General features: G+C 71.1%; 17 protein-coding genes. 5 read left to right on the top strand and 12 right to left on the bottom strand.

Annotation, left to right across the window (positions count from 1 at the left end; translation table 11 throughout):
• Positions 1-5 precede the first annotated feature (5 nt).
• Positions 6-182 (bottom strand): hypothetical protein, encoded by a 177-nt coding sequence (locus tag VF139_19600; protein ID HEX6853611.1) that lies wholly within the window; start codon positions 180-182, stop codon positions 6-8.
• Between the two features lie 102 nt (positions 183-284).
• Here VF139_19600 and VF139_19595 point away from each other — a divergent pair, with 102 nt between their 5' ends.
• On the top strand, positions 285-530 hold the full coding sequence (locus VF139_19595; GenBank protein ID HEX6853610.1) for a hypothetical protein: 246 nt from the start codon (positions 285-287) through the stop codon (positions 528-530).
• Positions 531-609: 79 nt separating this feature from the next.
• Positions 610-1893 (top strand): hypothetical protein, encoded by a 1284-nt coding sequence (locus VF139_19590; GenBank protein HEX6853609.1) that lies wholly within the window; start codon positions 610-612, stop codon positions 1891-1893.
• Here VF139_19590 and VF139_19585 read toward each other — a convergent pair.
• Genes VF139_19585 through VF139_19575 form a run of 3 tightly spaced genes read right to left on the bottom strand, consistent with a single transcriptional unit; the run spans position 1890 to position 9548 of the window.
• Positions 1890-4646 (bottom strand): ATP-binding protein, encoded by a 2757-nt coding sequence (locus VF139_19585; protein ID HEX6853608.1) that lies wholly within the window; start codon positions 4644-4646, stop codon positions 1890-1892. The two genes, VF139_19590 and VF139_19585, sit on opposite strands and share 4 nt — an antisense overlap.
• A 16-nt stretch (positions 4647-4662) precedes the next feature.
• Positions 4663-5310, bottom strand: coding sequence for a response regulator transcription factor (locus VF139_19580; protein ID HEX6853607.1), 648 nt, complete (start codon positions 5308-5310; stop codon positions 4663-4665).
• Between the two features lie 29 nt (positions 5311-5339).
• Entirely contained in the window at positions 5340-9548 is a 4209-nt protein-coding gene (locus tag VF139_19575; protein HEX6853606.1) for an FG-GAP-like repeat-containing protein, read from the bottom strand.
• Positions 9549-9624: 76 nt separating this feature from the next.
• Between VF139_19575 and VF139_19570 the strand changes: the two genes are divergently transcribed.
• Together VF139_19570 and VF139_19565 are read left to right on the top strand one after the other, a co-directional pair.
• On the top strand, positions 9625-10602 hold the full coding sequence (locus tag VF139_19570; protein HEX6853605.1) for a tetratricopeptide repeat protein: 978 nt from the start codon (positions 9625-9627) through the stop codon (positions 10600-10602).
• Positions 10603-10649: 47 nt separating this feature from the next.
• Positions 10650-12092, top strand: coding sequence for a MopE-related protein (locus VF139_19565; GenBank protein HEX6853604.1), 1443 nt, complete (start codon positions 10650-10652; stop codon positions 12090-12092).
• Here the strand turns inward: VF139_19565 and VF139_19560 are convergent.
• The 4 genes from VF139_19560 to VF139_19545 are packed head-to-tail and all read right to left on the bottom strand — an operon-like array spanning position 12080 to position 16918.
• A complete protein-coding gene (locus tag VF139_19560) occupies positions 12080-12529 on the bottom strand; it encodes a YaiI/YqxD family protein (protein HEX6853603.1) in 450 nt (149 codons plus the stop codon). The two genes, VF139_19565 and VF139_19560, sit on opposite strands and share 13 nt — an antisense overlap.
• The gene (locus tag VF139_19555) at positions 12526-14280 is read right to left on the bottom strand and encodes an ABC-F family ATP-binding cassette domain-containing protein (protein HEX6853602.1); all 1755 of its coding nucleotides are present in this window, start codon (positions 14278-14280) and stop codon (positions 12526-12528) included. The genes VF139_19560 and VF139_19555 overlap by 4 nt, the downstream gene beginning before the upstream one ends.
• Positions 14277-15917 carry a DEAD/DEAH box helicase gene (locus VF139_19550; protein HEX6853601.1) on the bottom strand — a complete coding sequence of 547 codons (1641 nt, stop codon included), beginning with the start codon at positions 15915-15917 and terminating at the stop codon, positions 14277-14279. Before VF139_19550 ends, VF139_19555 begins: the two co-directional genes overlap by 4 nt.
• Positions 15914-16918: a membrane dipeptidase gene (locus VF139_19545; protein HEX6853600.1), complete on the bottom strand. Its 1005-nt coding sequence runs from the start codon at positions 16916-16918 to the stop codon at positions 15914-15916. Before VF139_19545 ends, VF139_19550 begins: the two co-directional genes overlap by 4 nt.
• Positions 16919-16925: 7 nt before the next feature.
• Between VF139_19545 and VF139_19540 the strand changes: the two genes are divergently transcribed.
• Positions 16926-17921 (top strand): Rieske 2Fe-2S domain-containing protein, encoded by a 996-nt coding sequence (locus tag VF139_19540; protein HEX6853599.1) that lies wholly within the window; start codon positions 16926-16928, stop codon positions 17919-17921.
• A 124-nt stretch (positions 17922-18045) separates the two neighbouring features.
• Here VF139_19540 and VF139_19535 read toward each other — a convergent pair whose 3' ends face one another.
• The 4 genes from VF139_19535 to VF139_19520 form a co-directional block, all read right to left on the bottom strand.
• Positions 18046-18582 carry a hypothetical protein gene (locus VF139_19535; protein ID HEX6853598.1) on the bottom strand — a complete coding sequence of 179 codons (537 nt, stop codon included), beginning with the start codon at positions 18580-18582 and terminating at the stop codon, positions 18046-18048.
• Between the two features lie 49 nt (positions 18583-18631).
• Positions 18632-19645: a hypothetical protein gene (locus tag VF139_19530; GenBank protein HEX6853597.1), complete on the bottom strand. Its 1014-nt coding sequence runs from the start codon at positions 19643-19645 to the stop codon at positions 18632-18634.
• Between the two features lie 65 nt (positions 19646-19710).
• A complete protein-coding gene (locus VF139_19525; GenBank protein ID HEX6853596.1) occupies positions 19711-19920 on the bottom strand; it encodes a hypothetical protein in 210 nt (69 codons plus the stop codon).
• Complete coding sequence (locus VF139_19520) at positions 19883-20998, bottom strand: MBL fold metallo-hydrolase (GenBank protein HEX6853595.1); 1116 nt, start codon at positions 20996-20998, stop codon at positions 19883-19885. The genes VF139_19525 and VF139_19520 overlap by 38 nt, the downstream gene beginning before the upstream one ends.
• Between the last annotated feature and the right edge of the window lie 54 nt (positions 20999-21052).

The following is a 21052-nucleotide window of genomic DNA, read 5'->3' as shown; positions in this document are numbered from 1 at the left end:
GTGTGTCACCAGGGGGCCCACACCTCGACGAAGATCGGGACCGCCGCCGCTCTCGCCTTCGCGAGGGCCGCGTCGAAGTCGTTCTCGACGAACGGCAGGCCGTGGAAGGGCGCGGGCGCCGGTTTCGGCGTACACGCCAAGAACACGAGAACGGTCGCGAGGACGAGCCCACGGGCGCGCATCGGCGGGAGTCTACCCGCGGACCCGCTGTTTGTGAGCCATTTTCAAGCTTTTTCTGCTATTCTGCGGGCGGGCTCCACCTTTCCTGGGGCCGTGAGGCGCGCATGAGCAAAGCCACCACGACCTTCTCCGCCAACGATCGGGTCGTTCACCCGGTCTTCGGGGACGGGACGATCGCCTCGACGGACGCCGATTACACGGTGATCGACTTCGATACCGCCGGCACGCGCAAGTTCGTGACCAAGATGCTCTCGGTCCAGCCCAGCGACACCGCCGCTCCCGCCAAACCCGCGAAGAAGAAGTCCGCCAAGAAGGCGACCGCCAAGACGACGGCGAAAGCCGCGAAGTAACGCGCGCTGTCCCCCTTTCGGGGGACTTGTCCCTCCCGGACGTCGTCCGTACCGTCCGGGGATCCCGGGAGGGAATCCCATGCGCGCCTCACGGCTCCTGCTCGTCCTCCTCGCCGGTTCCCCCGTCGTCGCGCAGCAACGTTACGCGACCCCCGACTGGGCGATCGACCTGTCCGACTACGGGTACAGCGACTACCTGATCTACACCTCGGGTCCGTTCCCCGTGGACTGGATCCACGAGATGATCTCCGGGGAGTGGGCGGCGGCGATCGGATACGACGGCATCCCGCTGACCCTCCCCGAACGCTCGATGTGGCTCGAACCGGAGTTCACCTACCCCACCTGGACCACGAACTCGAATTTCACGGTCGTCGAGCCGCTGAGCTTCCCGTTCGACTCCGACGCCGACGGCCTTCCCGAGGGGTATTCGGTGATCGCCAACGCGGACGTCGAGATCCGCCTGGACCACGACTTCGTGGACACGTCGACCGGCACCCCGATGGGGGAGATCGGCGGCTCGGTCCTGAGCAACCGCTACGTGCTCCGCACGACCTACACGATCCGGAACCTCCGCACGACGCCGCTGACGGGAGTGCGCTTCTACACGTTCCTGCACGGCCATCCCGCCAACGACGAGCGGGATACGGTCCTCGCCGCCTACGACAGCGCCTCCTACGCGGGGGCCCTCTCGACGTGGCGATACGACGTCACGCAGCGATCGCAGAACACCGGCGCGATCGACGGCACTCCGACCGGATGCCTGTTCTCGGACCGGATCGGGATGTCGATGGACCTCGCCCCGGCGGACTGGGGGCTCGGCTCCTACCGGGGCCACGACGGCCGCCCCGCGACCGGGCTCCACCTCGACGTCGAGAACGACACCCTCGGGAACCAGACGACCCTCGGCCCCGACGAGGTCGCCGGCGCGCAGCGAAGGGATCTCGGTACGCTCCAGCCGAATGCTGCGGCGACCGTCCAGGTGCTCCTCGCCGTCCGGAGCGAGGACCTTTCTCCGAACCGTTCGGCGCCGGAGGTTTGCGTCCGCGTGCAGCCCGGCTCTCCGGAGCCGCTCGTGTTCGTGGACAAGGGGGCGTGCGGGAGCGCGTCCAACGCGCCGAACGCGTGGGACATCGTCGCCGGGAGCCTCGACTCCTTCTTCGAGAGCGGCGGCACCGTCCTCCTCGGCACGATGGAGTGCGTGGCGAACGACCTCCTCGTGGACCGGGCCACCGATCGCTCCGTCGTCTCGGACTGTCGTCGCGGGGTCTACTTCCTCGCGAGGGAGGCCCCGGGCACCCCCGTCTACGGCGTCTCCAGCGCCGGGTCGATCCGCTATCCCGGCGACGGCGACTGCGCGCCCTAGAGCGCGAACCTCACCCGCACGCACGTCCCCCCGCCCGGCGGCGACGCGATCTCGAGCCGGGCGCCGATGTCTTCGGCGCGTCGGCGCATGTTGCCCAGGCCCATCCCGCCGCCGGGACGGGTCGGTCCCCCGAGCCCTCGCCCGTCGTCGACGACCTCGAGGATCCAGCCGTGTCCCTCCCGCGCCAGGCGGAGCGTGACGCGCCCCGCCCCGGAGTGCCGCGCGGCGTTGTGCATCGCCTCGAGGGCGATCAGCACGAGGTTGCGCCGCAGCGGGAGCGACAGCTCGCGCGAGGGCCAGGTTCCGGGAAAGTCGAACCGGATCTCCGCCGCCCCCTCCGCGAACATCGCGCGTCCGCGCTGGAGCAGGTGCTCGGCCACCGCCTCGAGCGACCCGGAGCTCTCCCGCAGCGACCAGACGATGTCCGCGAGGGAAACGCCCAGCTCCGCGGCGATCGCCGCGATGGGCGCGCCCGCCTCGCGAAGGGGCCCGGCGAGCAGGCCGATCGTGCCGAGCCCCGAGCCGATCGCGTCGTGGAGGTCCATCGCGATGCGTCGGCGCTGCTCCTCGAGCACGCGTCTTCGCCCTGCACGGATCCTGGCGGCGATCCAAGCCGACCCGGCGGCGACGCCCGCGAGGAGGGCGAAGAACAGGCGGCTGAGATACCACGGCTCGTCGATCCGGAACCGCACCGGTGCGGGGGCGTCGATCCACGTCGATCCGTCCAGGCTCGCCTGAAGCGAGAGGTCGTATCGTCCGTGGGGCAGGTCGAAGAAGCGGAGATGCGGATCGACGACCGGATCCGACCACCGGTCGCCGGGGCGGAGCCGGTGCCGGTATCGAACCGACGAGGGGTCCCGGAACGTCAGCGCGGAGGCATGAAGCTCGAGCCGGTTGCGCCGGAAGGGGAGCTCGAACGGCTTCGACGGATCCACGGACGCGCCGTCCACCGTCGCCCCCGTGATCACCAGGCGTCCGATCGGCGCGCTCCGGTCGCGTGCGGCGGCGGGGATCCGCACGAGGGAGACCCCCGCGCCGACGCAGACCGTGCCGTCGTCCAGCTCCAGGACGTCGGTTCCACCGACCCCGGGGAACCCCTGAGACGCCCCGAGTCGCTCGACGACGCGCAGGACCCCCGGAATGTCTTCGATCGCGCGGACCACCTCGCCGGATGCGGCGATCCAGATCCCGCCGCGGGGGGACGGCGCCAGCCGTACGGGAAGCCCACCGAGCGGAGGATCGACCGCGACGTCGGCCCACGAGCCGTCACTTCCGCGCCGCAGGATCCCGCGAGCGCCGGGTCCCGCCGCGTAGACGTTCCCCGACGTCGCCACGTGCAGCGTCCAGGGAGCCAACCCCGCCGCCTCGAGGGGTACGCAGGACCAAGCCACGCCGTCGCGCGACGCGCACGCCTCCCTCTCGCGCGCCGCGAGGACCTCCCCGGTGGGGAGCACCACCACCGCCGTCGTTGCCCCATCGAGGACCTTGGAAGGCGCCGGCGCGTCGCGCCCGAGCCGGAACAACCCGGCGTTTGTCGGCATCCACATCGCGCCGTCGTCCCCCGACGCGCACGGATGGAGGTCGTAGACGCCGGGGTAGGCGGGGCGGCGCTCGGCCCCTCCCGGGGCCACGACGACGAACGTGTGGTCGGTCACCGTCCACTGCCGGCCGCCGGCGTCCGTGCACGCCGCCGCGACCCCCTGAAGGGGCGTCGGCAACAGCGCGAGACCGGTCCCGGTCGCCACCGCGCGGTAACGACCCGACCAGGAGCTGATCTCGACGCCGCCGCGGTCGAGCCGCAGGTACCGGGTGAAGAGGACCGATTCTGGAGGGTGCAGCCCGACGGTGTCGGGCTCGGGGTATTGCCGGAGCCCTCGCGGGCTCGCCGCCCAGAGGCTCCCCTCACGGTCCAGGAGGATCGCTCCCCCCGTGGGCTCGGCCGGCGTCGAGCGGAGGAACTCGACCGATCGATCGGGGCGCGCGACGATCATCCCGTAGTCGAACGACGCCCAGATCGCCTCGCCGCGGACCACGAGCCCCGCGGGGAGACCGGGGATGTCGAACCGTTTCGCCGCCACGCCGTCCCGCGCCGTCCACACTCCCCAGCGCGTCCTCGGGTCGAATGCGAAGAACACCCACGATCCATCGCCGCGCGCAACCGCGCGCGCGACGTGCGGCAGCGCGGCGATCTCCCGGAGGCTTCCGTCGACCGCAAGTTCCGCGACGCGCCGGTCGGTTCCCACCACGATCGAGCTCCCACGGCCGCGGGACAGGCGGTAGAGCCTCTCGCCGTCCCCCAGCGTCAGGGGAACCCTCGACGAGGCGCCGCCCGGCTCGAGTCGCCAGATCGTGTCGCCGGAGAGGAACCAGAGGGTTCCGCCGTCGTCGCAGACGGTGTGCCTGAAGTCCGCGAAGGGTTGAGGGATCGGCGTTTCGACCGGCTCGAGGCCGCCCGGCGCGGTGCGGAACAGGTGGACGCCGCCCTGATTGACGAGCACCCGGCCGCGCGCGCCGCACCCTTCGATGACGGAGAAGGTCCCCTGGGCGATCGGCCGGGTCTCGTACCCGTCGAATCGGAACAGGCCCGCCTCCGACCCGACCCACAGGTATCCGTCGGCGTCCTGGTCGAGGCTCGTGCGTCCGACGTTCGCCGCGCCGCCGGGCGAGTCGAACGAACGCACGAGCCGCTCGACGGCCGACGCCCGGGCGGAGACGAGCGCGCTCAACGCGAGCGCGAGGCAGGGCCGGTTCATGGCGGAAGGATACGGCTCAGATCTGCCCGCGGCGCATCGCCCGGTGGACCGCCTGGGCGACCGTCTGGACCTGCAGCTTCCGGTAGATCCGGCGGACGTAGGTCTTGACGGTCTCGACGCTCAGCTCGAGGGCCGCCGCGACCTGCTTGTAGAGCAGCCCCTCGGCGAGAAGGCGCAATACCTCGCGTTCCCGCTCCGAAAGGTCCAGTTCGCCGGGAGCGTGGACCGGAGCGTGCGGCCCTCGCAGGAGCCCCACGACGGTCTTGGCCACCGCGGGGGTCAGGGGCGAGCCGCCGGCGAGGACGACGCGGATCTGCGCCACGACCTCCTCCGCTCCGGTGCGCTTGAGCAGGTACCCGTCGGCCCCCGCGCAGATCGCCTCGAGGATGGTGTCGGGGTCCTCGAAGACGGTCACGGCGACGACGGTGACCGTCGGAGCGACCCGCTTGACCTCACGGATCGCGTCCACGCCCTTCCCGTCGGGTAGGCCCAGGTCCGAGATCACGAGATCCCACGGCGCTTCTTCTTCTCGCACGGCCTCGAGGAACGGCTTCACCGCGTCGAAGACGGCGACCACCTCGAAGCCGGGCTCGACGGACAGAAGGTCCGCCAGCCCGGCGCGGTAGCGGGGGTCGTCCTCGAGAAGCGCGATGCGGGTGCTCATCGGTGGCTCGTGATTATGCGCGCCCCCGTTCAGGGACACGCTCCCGGATTCGCGCTCACGCCGTCGCGGGAGAAGGCCTGGGACGGGGAGCCGCTGTCGTACGTCGCCCCGCAGACCGAGTTCGCCCGGACGAGGTAGGCCTCGCTCCACGGGGGCGGGACCCCGATCGAGCCTTCCTCGACGACGGACGTTCCGACCAGGTCGTCCGCGGTGCAGGCGCAGTCGGCGTCCACGGTGAATCCTCCGATCGCGCGGACGTCGTCGAGCCAGATCCTCAGGACGTCGTAGGACGTGGCCCCGGGCGCGGCGGTCCAGCTCCAGCTCACCTTGTACGGCGAGGGATCGGGGATCTTGGTCGCGACGAGTCCGGTGACGAGCGGGCGCGGGGCTCCGTCGTCCACGACGCGGTCGCAGTCGTTGTCCACGGCGTCGCAAAGCTCCGCCGCTCCCGGATGAATCGCCCCGTTTCCGTCGTCGCAATCGCCGCTCTGGGCGACGTACCCCGCGGGGGGAGAACACGCGGTCGACACGTCGGACGACCTGCCGTAACCGTCGCCGTCCGCGTCGCCATACCAGAGCCCGCACACGGTGCGGAAGTCGGTCTGAGTGCTCCCCATCGCACGGAACGCGAGCCACGGTGTCCTCGGGAAGGCGGGATTCGCCGTTCGCACGCGGTAACGCCACTTGTACGGCGTGTTCACCGCCAGCGCGGCGAAGGTGACGGCGAAGGAAACCGGGGCGCCCCCCGGTCCCATGATCTGGGAGCCGTCGCTCCCGACGCCGAGCCCGTCGAAGGGAACGGCGAACGGCTTCGGCTCGACCTGTACCGCGACGCGCGAGCGCCCCGCGGGGCTCCCCGCTTCGATCCTGGCGTTGAATCCGGTGGTGTCCATCATCCCGAGCGCCGCGACCGGGCGCAGCACGTTCCCCTGGTACGCCTGACGCCCGAGGCGTCGCGCGCCACGCCCGCCGTTGCCGTAGTAGACGTGAGCCGCTCCCCTGTTCAGCGACTCGTACGGCGCGCCGACCAGCAGATCGGAGAACCCGTCGCCGTCGAAGTCCCCGGCCGAGGCCGAAGCGGCGAATCCGTTCGTCACGCCTCCGGTCTGCGTCCACGACGCGGCGCTGGAGACCCCGACCGGAGATCCGAGGTACAGCCACAACTTGCCCTGGGTACCCGACGCCCCTTCGTCCCAGTCGCGTGCGCCCACGGCGAAGTCGTCGTATCCGTCGCCGTTGACGTCCCCCGCCGCCGCGACGCTTCGTCCGTACCCGGCGTGGTCCTGGTCGCCTTCGGTGGCCCAACCCTCGAGCAGACCGGTGAGGCTCGCCGCACCGTAATAGAGGACCGCGACCCCTTCGTACGGCGGACCTCCGTTGCGCAGGCCCCCCGGCGCGCCGACGACCCAGTCCCCATACCCGTCGCCGTTCACGTCGCCCACGGCGGCGACCGAATTCCCGTAGTTGATGTCGGCGCTCGCCTGGGACACGCCGCTTCCGCTGCGCGACCACACCGCACCCGCGCCGAGTCCACCCGGGCCTCCCACGAAGATCAGGGCCCTTCCCTCCTGCCCGTAGTTCAGGTCGTAGCCCGGTGCGCCGACGAGGAGATCGGAATACCCGTCGCGATTGAAATCGCCGGCCGCCGACGCGAAACCCATCAGCTCTCCGGGTTGCCCGCCGTCGACCGCCCGGAAGGCGGGCGGAATGCCCGAGGCAGAACCGTAGCCGACCAGCAGGCGCCCCGCGTTGACGTTGGAGCCGAGGTCGGTGTACGGCGCTCCCAGCGCGACGTCGCCGAAGCCGTCTCCGTTCGCGTCCCCCGCCGAGGCGACCCAGGATCCCAGGCGCGCGTCCGCCTGGCCGGAGAGGATCACGGTGCCCGCGACGTCGGGTCCGAACGGACTGCCGTAGAAGGGGAAGACCGCTCCTTCGTTGGCCAGGGGGGCGTCGTAGTAGGGCGCGCCGACGAGCAGGTCGTCGTACCCGTCCCCGTTGATGTCCCCCGCGCCGGCGACGGCCCATCCGAACACCGCCTCGGCCTGGTTGGACTCCCAGACCCACGTCGGAGCGTTCGTGAGGCCGGACGGCCCGCCCGGGTAGAAGAACACCTTCCCCTCCGCGACCTGGCCGCTGTCGTAGTAGGGCGCCCCCACGATCGCGTCGGCGTACCCGTCGCCGTTGACGTCCCCCGCCGAGGCGACGGAGTAGCCGTATTGCTCCGTGCCGGCGCCGGTTCCCAGCTTCACGCCGAACGCGTCCTGGGGCGTGCCGGCGGAGCCGAGGTAGAGCGTCGCCCGTCCCTCGTCGAAGTCGGGACCGTCCCAGCCGTACTCGCCGATCACCACGTCGCCGAAGCCGTCGCCGTTGACGTCGCCGGCGGACGCGACCGCCACGCCGAGGTAGGCGAAGTTCTGCGTCCCGGTCCGCACCCAGTCGGGAGTCGCCGACAACCCGCCCCTGCGTCCGTGGTGCATCGACACCTGCCCGACATCCACGACGGTGTCCCAGTCGTCCCACACGTCGGAGCCGATCAGGAGATCGGCGAGCCCATCGCCGTTCGCGTCGACGGTCCCGAGCGAGAAGCCGAGTTGCGCGTTCTCGACCCCTCCCACCCGGGTCCACCACGGCGACCCCGCGCCGATGCCCCCCGCGCCGCCGCGGTAGACCTGCACCATCCCCTCGTCCGACGTCGCTCCGGCCCAGGTCATCGAGGCCACGGCGAGATCCGCATACCCGTCCCCGTCGAAATCTCCGCCGGCGACGGCGTTCCCGAGCTGCGCTCCGTTCTGCGTGCCGACGATGCGGACTCCGAGCGACGGGGTCCCCGGACCGCCGTGGATCACGTCGACCGCGCCGCGATTGTCCTGACCTCCCTGGGGACCGTCCCAGCCGGTCGCGCCGGCGGCGAAGTCCTCGTACCCATCGCCGTTCACGTCCCCGAGCCCGGCAAGGCCCGCGCCGAGCTGCTCGGATTCGACCTCACCGATGCGCTGCCACACGGGGGAGGTCGCGATCCCCGACGCGCTCCCGAGGTAGACCGCCACCTTGCCGACGTCGGGGACGACGAACGGCGAGCGGATGTCGTATCCGAACGCGCCCACGATCAGGTCCCGGTACCCGTCGCCGTTGACGTCGGCCCCCGCGACGCGCACGCCGAAATACTCGGCCGTCTGCGCGCCGTCGAGGATCCGCGCCGGCGAGAAGTCGAGCCCCGACGGGCCGCCGAGGAAGACGTAGACGCGCCCGCGGTCGGGGATCCCTTGCGTGTCGTAGGTGAACGCGCCGACCGCGACGTCGTCGTAGCCGTCGCCGTTGACATCCCCGAGCGCCGCGACCGAGCAGCCGAGGTTCGCGCCGGCCTGATCGGCGGAGAAACCGCCGACGGGCGCGCCGGGGTTCCCCGAAGCGTTCCCGAGGAACAGGAAGACCCTGCCCGCGTCGACGAGCCCCGGCTCGTCGTACGCCCCTGCGGCGACGATCAGGTCCGAATAGCCGTCGCCGTTCACGTCTCCCGCCGTCGAGACGGCGTTTCCCGCCCGGGCGCCGGCCTGGTTCGGCTCGAAGCTCCACGACGGCGCGCTCGCGAGGGGATCGACCGTGACGGGGTAGGTCGCGCCACGGTCGTCGAAGACGATCCGCAGCACGCCGAGGCCGATCTCGAATCGGGACGGAAGGGCCTCGCCGCGCGCGTCGAACACGGCGAGGCCTCCGTACAGCACGACCGGACTGCCTTGTGGGTTGCGCAGGGACACGGCACTCGGGCCTTCGGGGAACGCCGTGACGTTCCCGGCGAGCGAGAGCTCGAGCACGACCTCGCCGTCGTCTCCGCGAGGAGGGGCGGCGAGGTCGACGCCGTGCTTCAGGCCCTTCGTGTCGTTGAGAAACCACTCCGTGATGCCGCCCGGACGGCGGAGCTCGACGCGGGGATCGCCCGGGGAGAGCATCCCGTCGCCCGTCTCCACGCGGAATCCGCCGCGGCCGATCGATCGCAACTCGAGCGCGAAGCGGAGCTTGTCCGGACCCTCCGTCCTCGAGACGACTTCGAAGCCGGCCGGCCGGATCGAGGTCCGGAAGTCGTGCGCGCGGTTGGGGGCCTGGAGGAGCCCGTCGTGCCACGAGAATCGGTACTCGAGCGCGGCGATTCCGTCCCGGACCTTCTGTTCCCACGCACGTTCGGGGGCGGCCGCGGCGGGAAACGCGCTCGCGACGACGAGCAACGAAGTGAGGAATCGCATGACGGAACCTCCGCGTATACGATCCGCGAGCCCCGGGCCCCGGTCATGTCCCCTGATGGGGGGACGGAGAATCGCGATGCTCTCGATCCTGCTCGCCGCCGCCGTGTCCCTGACCACCGCGGAGGAGGCGGTCGCCCTCCTCGCAGCCGACGGACCGCGCCCGTCGAAGGAGGTCCTCGAGGCTGCGACCGCCCTCATCGACGCCGCGGCGAAGCAGGAACCGGCGAACACCCGCTGGAGGTTCGGCCGCGCGATCGCCCTGATGTACTCGGGAAATCAGTCCGAGGCGAAGGCCCTGTTCGAGGCGGTGGCGGCGGCCGAGCCCGCCCGCTCCGAGTACCAGTACTGGTACGGCGCCTCGGTCTTCGAGACGATCGACGAGGTCGGGATGCTCGGGAAGATGAGCGCCGCGTCGAAGGGCAAGGCGGCGCTCGAGAAGGCGATCGCGCTCGACCCGGGGAACGTCCGCGCGCGCCAGGCGTTGTTCCGGTTCTACCTCGAGGCACCGGGGATCGCGGGCGGAAGCGTCGAAAGGGCGAGAGAGCAGGCGCAGGCGACGGCGGCGCTTCCGGCCGGCGCCTTCCGCGGCCGGATGATGCTCGGCGAGGTCGCCGCGAAGGAGGAGGACTGGGCGGCGATGTCGAAGGCTTACGTCGCGGCCGAGACCGCAGGCGGGACGGGGGCGAGCCCCACCTCCGCGATGACCGCGCACGCCTTCCAGTTGATCCGCGCCAAGAAGGACCCCGCGGCGGCGCTTCCGGTGATCGAACGCCTCGCGAAGGTCGAGAAGCCCGGCGAATACACCTCCGACTTCCTGCGCGGCGAGGCGAGAAGCGCTCTGGGGGATTGCGCGGGGGCGGTGGAGAGCTACGCACGGGTGCTCGAGAAGCAGCCCGACGCGCGCAACACGCGCTACTCGATGGCGGCGTGTCTGGAGAAGCTCGGCCGCAAGGGGGAAGCCGCAACCCACTACGACGAGTTCGCGAGGCGGTTCCCCAAGGACGACCGGGCCGGGAAGGCGAGGGACCAGGCGGCGAAGCTGCGCAAGGGATGACCTGGGAAAAGGCTTGCCCCGCGCCGAACTGCGCGTATCTGGTTGTCATGCTCCAGGCCCCGGGAGTGCGCGCTCTCTTCGTGCTCGCCGCCGTACTGGCGGGGTTGTCGGCTTTCGCGGCCGACGACGTCGCCCTTCGGGTCGACCGTGGCCCCAACGTCGGCGAAGTCCAGTTGACCTGGACCGGCGGGGCCGGCCCGTTCGACGTCTACCGATCCTCGAGCCCGGGGGGAATCGTCGACGCCGCGAACTGGCTCGGCCAGACGACCGGCTCCGCGTGGACCGACACGCCACCTGCCGACAAGCTCCTGTTCTATCGAGTGGTCGGGACCTGCGTGACCCCGACCCCGGAGATCTGCGACGGCATCGACGACGACTGCGACGGCACCATCGACAACGGCTGCACCGGGTGTGTCTTCGACACCGACTGCCCCGCGAGCGAGCACTGCGACGCGGGGACCTGCGTCCCCGACGTCGGGCAGGGCGGGTTCTGCTCGGCCCCGAGCCAGTGCTCGCCCGGGCTGAGCTGCACGGACGACGTCTGCTGCGACGGCTCCTGCGTCGGGGTCTGCGCAGCGTGTGATCTCGCCGGGAATGCCGGCACCTGCAGCGCGATCCCCGCAGGGACCGATCCCGACGCCGAGTGCGCCGGCGTCTCCTGCACCGGGTATTACTGGGGATGGTCGGGGGACTCGTGCCTTCGCAAGGCCGACGTCTCCGCCTCGCAGGCGACGTGCGACGGAGCGTTCGCCTGCCGGACGCAGGCGCAGGAGTGCGGCGCGCAGACGACCGCGGGCCCGACGACTCTCACGTGTCATCCGACCTGCCAGGATCCCAACCTCGCGACGTGCTCGGGGACCACGGCGGGGTCGTGCACGAACGTGAACCCCGGTACGCAGTCCTGCGGGGTGGGCGCCTGCCAGGTCACCGTCAACCAGTGCATCAACGGCGCGCCGAACACCTGCACCCCGGGAAACCCGACGACGGAGACCTGCAACGACGTCGACGACAACTGCGACGGGACCGTGGACAACGGGGCGTTCTCGGACTCGCTCGAGCCCAACCCCGATTGCACGTCGTTCGCGGCGTTGTCGAACGTCGGAAGCGATCAGACGCGGACGTACTCCACGATGACGGTTTATCCCTCCGGCGACGCCGACCTCTTCCGCTTCACGGCGACCGAAACGGACTCCTCGTGCGCCTGCGGCGCGTTCTCGTTCGACGAGGACTACAACCTCGACGTCACGCTCACCGTCCCCGCGAGCGCGGGGAGCTACGAGCTTTGCGTGAACGTCGGATCCTGCTCGTTCGCCTCGTGCGTCACGGTCCCCGCGGGGACCTCGCAGTCCCTGCGCGTGCTCCTCGACGGCGACTGCACCCTGACGGACAACTACATCACCTACGTTCGGGTGCGCGGGGTCGGGTCGCCCGGATTCGAGTGCGTTCCCTACACCCTGACCTACTTCTTCGACGCGGGTTACTGCCGGTAGCGCGTCAGGATCCGGTCGAGCGCATTCGCGAGCTTGCGTTTGTCGGCCTCGCCGAACGGCGCCGGCCCGCCGAGGACGGCCCCCTGGTCCCGGAGCCCCTGCAGCAGGTCGCGGGTGGCCAGGCGCTCAGCGATGTTCTCCTCGGTGAAGGCCTCGCCGTAGGTCGAGATCACGTGGACCCCCTTCGGCACGAGGTCCGCCGCGAGCGGGATGTCCTGGGTGATCACGACGTCGCCGGGTTCCACCTGGTCCACGATGTGGCGGTCGGCGACGTCGAACCCCTTCGGGACCTTGACGGCGCGGATGAAACGCGAGCGCGGAACGCGGGCCTCGCGGTTGGCGACGACGATCGCCTCGATCTGAAGGCGCTCCGCCGCGCGGAAGACGATCTCGCGCACCGCGCGCGGGCAGGCGTCGCCGTCGATCCAGAGCTTCATCCGTTCCGTTTCTCCTCGAGCTCGGCCCAGCGGGCGTAAAGCCGGTCGACTTCCCGCTGCGCCTGCTCCCACGCCAGTCCGCGGGCGTGGAGCTCGTCGGCGTTCGTCGCGATCGCGGGGTCCTCGGCGCGTTCCTTCGCGAGCGCGGCCGCCGTTTCCGCCTCGAGGATCTTCGCCTCGATCGTTTCCCACTCCCGCTGCTCCTGGTAGTGGAGCTTCTTCGGGACGGCCTTCGGCGGCGGGGGCGGCGCCGCACGCTCCGCGAGCACCTGGCGCCTGCGGAACTCGAGCCACTGCGCGGTGTCGGCGAAGCGCTCGAGTTTCCCGCTCCCGTCGAGGGCGACGATCTCGGTCGCCACCCGCTCGGTCAGGTAGCGGTCGTGGGTCACGAGGACGAGCGCCCCGGGGAACTCGAGGAGCGTCTCCTCGAGGACCTCGAGGGTCCCGATGTCGAGGTCGTTGGTCGGCTCGTCGAGGACGAGGAGATCGGCCGGCTGGAGCATCAGACGCGCGAGGACGATCCGCGCACGCTCCCCTCCCGACAGGCGCGCGACGGGGGTCTCGAGCTGCTCGGTCCGGAACAGGAACCGCTTCGCCCACGACGCCACGTGCACCGGGCGATCGCCGTGGATCACGAGATCCCCGTCCGGGGCGAGCGCGCGGCGGAGCGAGACGGTCGGGTCGATCCCGCGCCGGTTCTGGTCGAAGTAGGCGACCCGCAGCCCCTCCGCCTTCTCGATCGTCCCGGCGTCGGGGGCGAGGTCGCCGACCACCATCCTCAGGAACGTCGTCTTCCCCGAGCCGTTCGGGCCTAAGACCCCCAGGCGCTGCCCCGGAACGAGCAGCAGGTCGAGCCGGTCGACGATCGTGCGCTCCCCGAAACGCTTCGTGAGCCCCTTGCACGACCACAGGCGCTTGGTCTTCCTTCCCGACCCGGCGATCTCGATCCCGACGGTCGCGGTGCGCATCCGCTCCCGCCCCGCGGCGAGCTCGTCGATGCTCTGCTCCGCCGCCGTGATGCGCGCCTTCGCCTTGGTCCGGCGCGCCTTGGGCCCTCGCTTCAGCCACTCGATCTCGGTGCGGACGCGGTTGGCGAGGGACTCCTGGTAACTCGCCTGGTTGGCGAGGGCGGCGTCGCGGGCTTCGAGGAGGTCGGAGTAGGTGCCGTCCACCTCCAGGATCCCGGCCGGGTAGACCTTGTCGAGGTCGAACATCCGGGCCGCGACGTTCTCGAGGAAGTAGCGGTCGTGGCTCACCACCACGAACGCCTCGGGCTCGGTCGCGAGCATCCCCTCGAGCCAGACGATCGACTCGACGTCGAGGTGGTTCGTCGGCTCGTCGAGCAGGAGCAGGTCGGGCTCGCCGACGAGGGCGCGTGCGATCGCGAGCCTCGTTCTCCACCCTCCGCTCAAGGTCGCGGCCGGCTCGTCGGGGTTCGTGAACCCCGTCTTCGCGAGCACTTCGCCGACCCGGAGCGGGTCGTCGTGTTGGAGCGCCTGGGCGACCGTGACCCCTTCGGCGAAGGACGGGTGCTGTGGAACGTACCCGACGCGCATCCCCTTGCGTTTCGTCGTCTCCCCGGAGTCCGGGTGCTCGGCGTCGGCGAGGATCCGGAGGAGCGTCGACTTCCCCGCCCCGTTGGGGCCGACGAGCCCGATCCGGTCCCCCTCGTGGATCGTGAACGAGACCCCCGTGAAGAGGGTCCGTTCGCCGTACGCCTTCGAGAGGTCGCGGGCCCCGAGAAGGATCATCGCCCGCCGACGAGGCGCAGGTTGAGCCGGCGGCCGCGCACCCGCACCTTCTGGAGGTGCTGGAAGACGGCGGGGGGCATCCCCTCGGGGAGCTCGACGGTCGAGTAGGTGTCGAAGATCCGGACGGCGCCGATGTTCTGGCCCTCCATCCCGATCTCGTTGGCGATCGCGCCGACGATCTGGCGCGGCTCGACGCCGTGCTCGCGGCCGACCTCGACCCTGAAGCGCTGCATCCGGAACTTGGACTTGCGCGGCGCGCGCGGCGGGGCTTCGGCGGAGGGCGGAGGAGGAGGCGGGGGCGGAGGCTCTTCGTGGACCGCCGGTCCCTCCGGGCGGAACGGCTTCTCCTTCTGCGCGAGGTAGAGAAGGCCCGCCGCGACCTCGAGGAGGTCGGCGTCGTGTTCCTCGCGATAGCTCTCCACGATCGACGCGAACGGCTCGAGCTCCTGGGTGTCGATCGCGGCGGAGAGGGCCTGCTTGAAGTCGGCGATGCGTTTTCCGGCGATGTCCTCGCGGCTGGGAAGGCGCATCGGCTGGATCGGCTGGCGGGTCGCCTGTTCGATCGCCCGCAGCATCCGCCGCTCGCGCGGCGCGATGAAGAGGATCGCCTGCCCCTGCTTTCCCGCCCTCGCGGTGCGCCCGATGCGGTGGACGTACGCCTCGGTGTCATAGGGGACGTCGTAGTTGACGACGTGGCTGATCCGCTCGACGTGGAGGCCGCGCGCCGCGACGTCGGTGGCGACCACGATGTCGAGCGCCCCCTTCTTGAGGCGCTCGACCGTCCGCTCGCGCGCCGACTGGGTGAGGTCGCCGTTGAGCGGAGCGCACGCGAACCCGCGCGCCTCGAGCTTCTCGGAGAGCTCGACGGTCGCGTTCTTGGTCCGCACGAAGATCAGCATCGCGTCGAAGTCCTCGACCTCGAGGATCCTCGTGAGCGCCGTGAGCTTGTGGACCCCGGCGACCTCCCAGTACCGCTGGGTCACGGTCGCGACCGTCGCGGTCTTCGACTGGATCTTCACGGTGACCGGGTCGCGCAGGTATTCGCTCGCGACCTTGCGGATCACCGGCGGCATCGTCGCGGAGAAGAGGGCGATCTGCCGGGTCTCGGGGGTGTGCGAGAGGATCGTGCGGACGTCGTCGATGAACCCCATCCGCAGCATCTCGTCGGCTTCGTCGAGGACGCAGGACTTCAGCTCGCCGAGCTTCAGCGTTCCGCGTCGCAGGTGATCGAGGATCCGCCCCGGCGTCCCGACGACCGCGTGCACCCCGCGGTCGAGCTGTCGAAGCTGCGTGTCCATCCCCTGCCCGCCGTAGACGGGAAGGACGTGGAACCCCTTGAGGTGGCGGGCGTAGGTCTGCATCGCCTCCGCGACCTGGATCGCGAGCTCGCGGGTCGGGGTGAGGACGAGGATCTGCGGGTTCTTGACGGCGAGGTCGAGCCGGGAGAGCAGCGGCAGCGCGAAGGCGGCGGTCTTGCCGGTTCCGGTCTGGGCCTGGCCGAAGAGGTCCTTCCCCGCGAGCAGCGGCGGGATCGCCTCGGCCTGGATCGGCGAGGGGGCTTCGTAGCCGACGTCCTCGACGGCCTTGAGGACGAGGGGCGAAAGGCCGAGGTCGGCGAAGACCGGTTCCTGTTTCACGGTGGTGGGTTCCCTTCGAGAACTCTCAGCATATTCCCCCCGAGCAAACCGCGGATCTCCTCCTCGCCCCAACCCATCGACTGGAGCAGCCGCGTGACGAGCGGGATTCGGTCGATCCCGTCGAGCCCGCGCACCGGCGCGACGCTCCCGTCGAAGTCGCTCCCGAGGGCGAGATGGCGCGCCCCGACGGTCTTTCTCACATGCTCGAGGTGCGGTGCGAGCATCTCGACCCCGCCGCGCCGCCGCCCGAGATAACGCCAAGCGAAGATGATCCCGACGACTCCGTCGGTTGACGCGATCGCACGGAGTTGGTCGTCATCCACGTTCCGCCAGAGCGGGTACGCCCCCGCGATCCCGGTGTGGCTGACGATCACGGGACGCGAGGCCAGCTTCACGACGTCGTGGAAGGCGCGTTTCCCGACGTGCGCGAGGTCCACGATCATCCCGAGCCGCTGCATTCGGGAGACGACCTCGCGACCGAGGTCGGAGAGCGGTCGCGCGTCGTCCCCCACCATCCACGTCGAGGTCGGCGCGGTCGCGTTCGAGGTCAGGTGCGCGAGGCCGAGGTAACGCACCCCGGCTTGGTGGAAGCGCTCGATGTTGGCGGGATCCCCCTCGAGGTTGTGCCCCCCTTCGATCCCGGTGAACGCCGCGATCTTCCCCTCGCGCTTGGCCCGGCGGACGTCCTCAGCCGTGCGCGCCCAGATCATTCCGGTTCGCTCCGCCGCCCGGCGCAGGCGCTCGTGCTGCCTCAGACAGGACGCCGCGCATCCTCTCTCGGGGAACGGGACCGTCCCCATCCCGAAGAACTGCGCGGTCACCCCCCCCTCGACGAGGCGCGGGTGGTCGACGTGCGCGAAGCCGATCCGCTGGACGAGGGGCCAGCGGTGCCGCTTCTCGAAGCGGTACCCGATCGTGCGCATGGGAAGGACCGTGTCGGCGTGGAGGTCGATCACGATCGCGTCGTGGTGGAGGTCCATGGGCGGGTTCGAGCGTAACATCCGCGCGATGATCCCCGGCTGGTACGTCCTCACCGACGGCTCCGAACTGCGCGATCGCCCGCTGGGGGTGCGCGTGGCCGGCAGGCCGATCGTGTTGTTCCGGGATGCCGGCGGGGCGCCGGTGGCGCTCGCCGATCGGTGCGCCCACCGCGGGGTGCCTCTCTCGCTCGGTCGCGTCGAACGCGGGAAGCTCGAGTGCGGCTACCACGGCTGGTGTTACGACGACACGGGGCGGTGCGTGAAGGTCCCCGGGTTGCTGGGCGAGATCCCGAAGGCTCACGCGGTCGAGCGTTACCCCGCACTCGAGCAGGACGGATTCGTCTGGGTCGGGATCGATCCGGTCGGACGGCCGTTCCGCGTGCCGTCGTTTCCGGGGAAGGGGTACGCGACGATCCGGCGGACCCTCGCCTTCGAGGCGGGGCTGCACGCGACCCTCGAGAACATCCTCGACGTGCCGCACACCGCGTATCTCCATCGCGGGTTGTTCCGCGGCCGCGCCGAGCCGAAGAGGATCCGCGTCTGCGTGACCCGCGAGACCGACGGGGTGCAGGCGGAGTATCTCGGGGAGCCTCGACCGGAGGGATTGGCCGGGATGTTGCTCGCGCCGCGCGGCGGTGTCGTGACCCACGTCGACCGGTTCAAGCTCCCTTCGATCGCGCAGGTCGAGTACCGGCTCGGCGACGACGCGCATTTCCTCGTGACCGCGTGTTGCACGCCCGTCGAGGAGCACCTCACGCGCGTGCACGCGGTCGTGTTGTTGAAGACGCCGCTGCCGTCGCTGCTCGTGAAGGCGGTGACCCTTCCGGTCGTCTCCCGGATCGTCGCGCAGGACGCGGCGATGTTGCGGGCTCAGTCGGCGGCCGAGAAGGAGTCGGGCCTACGCTCCGCTTCCACGCAGATCGACGTGCTCGGCTCGCAGATCGGGAGGCTGCTGCGGGTCGTTCCGGCCGATCCCGAGGTCGCCGTCGAGCCGTGGGTGCGGGAGTTCGAAATGGAGGTGTAAATGGGGACAGCAACCTATTTCGGTAAATAGAAACAGTCCCTCATTCCCCGAACCCGAAGCCAGCGTCGCGGGTTCGGGGAATGAGGGACTGTCCCTATTTACCGAAATAGGTTGCTGTCCCCATTTACAGCGCGGCGATGCGCCAGGCGCCGTCCCAGCCCCGCTCGAGGAGGATCCAGCGCGCGCGTCCCTTCGACGAGGGCACGCGCAGCGGCCAGAAGTCGCCCTTGGCTCCGTGGGGCCGCGCGCGGTCGAGATCGGCGAGCCCGTTTTCGGGGAGCTCGACGCCGGGAGCCAGGCACTCGGCCGCGAGCGCGTGTTTGCCGCCGCGCACCGCCTCGAGGAATCGCGCCCAGGTTTTCTCCGGAGTCGCGAAGCGCGGATCGGGAGGGCCGTTCGGCTTGGGGCGCTCGGGAGGACGCGCCCACTCCTCGAGCAGCGCCGCCAGCTTCGTGTCGGGTTTGCGGCGCGGAGCGGGCTTCGGTGCCGGGGGAGGCTCGGGCTTGGGCTTCGGCGGCGCGGGCTTCGCCACGACGACCGGGCACGGCCCTTCCTGGAAGACGATCTCGCCCGACTCGAGGGTGCAGGCGACGACCGGCTCGGGCTCCTCGCCCTGGGGGATCGTCGCCGCCGCCGCGAGTACGAAAACGAAAACGAGCATCGCCGCCTCCGCCGTACGAATCTGGGCGGAGGCGGCGAGCCGTCAAGGACTAGGGGAAAACCGGCGTCAGGACGGCCACGCGGGTCGCGGGGCCGAAGGGGGTGGCCACGACGACCTGGGCCGCGATCTCCCCCGCATCGTCGATGGCGACGGCGTCGACGATCGCGAGGATCGGCTCGCTGGTCGAGGCGACGAGGTCGTTCAGGTCGGTCATCGTCCCCGCCTCCCAGAAGAAGGCGCGGGCGCCCAGGGGCGAAGACGAGGCGCCGACGATCTGCCGGCGGCCGTTCACCGCCCCCGCGGCGCTGTACGTCCCTCCGAGGACCCCGAGGCCCGTCGCGGCACGGTCGCCGGCGAAGACGGCCATCGCCTGCGAGGAGCCGTCGGGGAACGTCGCGCGACCGACGGCGTCGCCGAGATCGTTGACGTCGAGCAGCTCTCCGCCGATCGCGCCGGAGACCACGGGGAGGCGCCTGGGCGGGCGCTTGGACGAAGGCCACACGACCGGCGTCCCGTCGACGCTCCCCGCGATCTCGCCGCCGGCGTTGATCGCGAGGGCCGTTCCGACCGACGCGTTTCTCGGAATGCGCAGCAGCTCCCCAGCGCCGTCCGCCGCGTTCCAGGCCGCGGGGACCTCGATGCCGAAGAGGTCGTTGACGACCGAGCCGACGATCACTCCGGAGCGGTTCGCATCGTGGGCGAATCCCCCCGGCATCCCGTCGATCGCGGCGAGGGGAGCGCGGCGGCCGTTCCGCCAGACGACCGGCTCGTTGGCGGAAGTCCCGACGATGAGGTCGGCTCCGGCGAGGCCGAGGGCGAAGCTCGAGGACCCCGGCTTCTCGAGGGCGAGCCAGTTGGTGCCGTCCCAGATCACGGGGACGCCGAGGGGGTCGAATCGATCGCCGCCGGCGGTGCCGACGACGATCCCGGGCTCCATCGCCGTGGGGAAGACCGACTCGAAGCCTTCGACGGGGGGAAGGACCTGGACGTGGTAGAGGGGCGCGGCCGAAGCGGCGCTCACGGCGAGCGCGGCGGCGCCGAACAGCGAAGCGATGCGGGGCATGGGGGGCTCCTTTCGTGTCTTTCGGACAGGAATACGCGCACTCCCCGCCGCGTGCGCCATGCCCCTCAATCGGCGAGCTTCACCACCCGCAGGTAGGGCTCGAGGGTCCGCCATCCCTGCGGGAACCGGCGCAACGCCTCGTCGTTCGAAACCGCGGGAGGAATGATCACGTCGTCGCCGATCCGCCAGTTGACCGGGGTCGCGCCCCCCCGCGAGGCGCCTTCGCTGCGGGGGCCTCTAACGGGCCGCGCAGCGGTTCGGGCCCGCTTCGAGATCGAGGGGGTCCAGCTCGCCGAGGGGCGCTCGCCCCTCGTTCACCGCGAGCACGACCTGGAAGTTCGGCGGCTTGGGCGGAAGCGCCTCCGCCACCGAGCGTGCGAACGACTCCTCGTCCATCGCGAGCGCCTCGATCCCGTCGAGCGCCTCGCCGAGCCTCGTGTGCACGGGGACGCCGTCGAGCGCCACCGGGTGGGCGTGGTGGGCGGGCCAGGCGCGCATCGCGGGGGGGAGGGCGCGCAGGCGACGCGTCAGGCTGCGGTGGAGCAGCCTCGCCGCCTCCCCCGCCCCCGCGTCCCCGCGCTCGAGGTCGGGCCGACCGAATCCCCCGACGAAGACCGTGTCGCCGGTCAGGAGGTTCGAATCGTCCACGCGGTAACAGGTGCTCTCGAGCGTGTGTCCGGGGGTGGCGACGGCCGTAAGCCGCAGGGCGCCGACGGCGATCGCGTCGCCGTCGCGGACCGGGGTGAACGCGAAGCGCGCCCGGTCGTTCGCCGGAAGGTGCAACGCGGCGCCGGTGGCCTCGGCGAGCGCGCGCGCCCGCGAGAGGTGGTCGGCGTGCACGTGGGTCTCGACGACCGCGCGGATCGTCGCGCCAAGCCGCGCCGCGATCGCGAGGTAGGCGGCGACGTCCACCGACGGATCGACGACGACCGCCTCGCCCTGCGAGGCGAGGAGGTACGACAGGCATCCCTTCCCGTTCCGCCGCACCTGGACGCCGACGGCCCCGGCGGTCTCGAGGGGCATCGACGCCTCGGTCCAGACCCCGCCCCACGCCCGCATCCCGCCCGAGAGGCTCGCGGCCTCGAATCCGAGCTGTGCGAGCGTGGCCGCGGCCCGGCGGGAGATCACCCCCGCCTTGCAGACGGCCACCACCGGACGGCCCGCCGGGAGGCTCGCCGCCTGGGATCGCAGCGGTTCGTCCCGCCCGGCTCTCAGGGAGTCGTAGGCGGGGAGGTTGACGCTTCCGTGGATGCTCCAGGCTTCGTGCTCGGGGCGTTCCCGGACGTCCACCACGGTGACGGCCGCGCCCGATTCGAGCCGGCGCTTGAGCTCGTCGACGGAGATCTCGTGCATGGGGCCCTCCGAGCACGGTTGCGAACGCCCGGCGATCGTACCCTGCGCCGCGCT

The sequence above is a fragment of the Candidatus Polarisedimenticolaceae bacterium genome (assembly GCA_036376135.1).
Classification (GTDB): domain Bacteria; phylum Acidobacteriota; class Polarisedimenticolia; order Polarisedimenticolales; family DASRJG01; genus DASVAW01.
Note: the sequence above shows the minus strand (reverse complement) of the source record. Positions and strands in the feature narration are given on the sequence as shown.

Bases quoted from the DNA above. Each gene is read 5' to 3' on its own strand.
- VF139_19600 (HEX6853611.1), bottom strand. From the start codon at position 182: ATGCGCGCCCGTGGGCTCGTCCTCGCGACCGTTCTCGTGTTCTTGGCG.
- VF139_19595 (HEX6853610.1), top strand. From the start codon at position 285: ATGAGCAAAGCCACCACGACCTTCTCCGCCAACGATCGGGTCGTTCAC.
- VF139_19590 (HEX6853609.1), top strand. From the start codon at position 610: ATGCGCGCCTCACGGCTCCTGCTCGTCCTCCTCGCCGGTTCCCCCGTC.
- VF139_19585 (HEX6853608.1), bottom strand. From the start codon at position 4,646: ATGAACCGGCCCTGCCTCGCGCTCGCGTTGAGCGCGCTCGTCTCCGCC.
- VF139_19580 (HEX6853607.1), bottom strand. From the start codon at position 5,310: ATGAGCACCCGCATCGCGCTTCTCGAGGACGACCCCCGCTACCGCGCC.
- VF139_19575 (HEX6853606.1), bottom strand. From the start codon at position 9,548: ATGCGATTCCTCACTTCGTTGCTCGTCGTCGCGAGCGCGTTTCCCGCC.
- VF139_19570 (HEX6853605.1), top strand. From the start codon at position 9,625: ATGCTCTCGATCCTGCTCGCCGCCGCCGTGTCCCTGACCACCGCGGAG.
- VF139_19565 (HEX6853604.1), top strand. From the start codon at position 10,650: ATGCTCCAGGCCCCGGGAGTGCGCGCTCTCTTCGTGCTCGCCGCCGTA.
- VF139_19560 (HEX6853603.1), bottom strand. From the start codon at position 12,529: ATGAAGCTCTGGATCGACGGCGACGCCTGCCCGCGCGCGGTGCGCGAG.
- VF139_19555 (HEX6853602.1), bottom strand. From the start codon at position 14,280: ATGATCCTTCTCGGGGCCCGCGACCTCTCGAAGGCGTACGGCGAACGG.
- VF139_19545 (HEX6853600.1), bottom strand. From the start codon at position 16,918: ATGTTACGCTCGAACCCGCCCATGGACCTCCACCACGACGCGATCGTG.
- VF139_19540 (HEX6853599.1), top strand. From the start codon at position 16,926: ATGATCCCCGGCTGGTACGTCCTCACCGACGGCTCCGAACTGCGCGAT.
- VF139_19535 (HEX6853598.1), bottom strand. From the start codon at position 18,582: ATGCTCGTTTTCGTTTTCGTACTCGCGGCGGCGGCGACGATCCCCCAG.
- VF139_19530 (HEX6853597.1), bottom strand. From the start codon at position 19,645: ATGCCCCGCATCGCTTCGCTGTTCGGCGCCGCCGCGCTCGCCGTGAGC.
- VF139_19520 (HEX6853595.1), bottom strand. From the start codon at position 20,998: ATGCACGAGATCTCCGTCGACGAGCTCAAGCGCCGGCTCGAATCGGGC.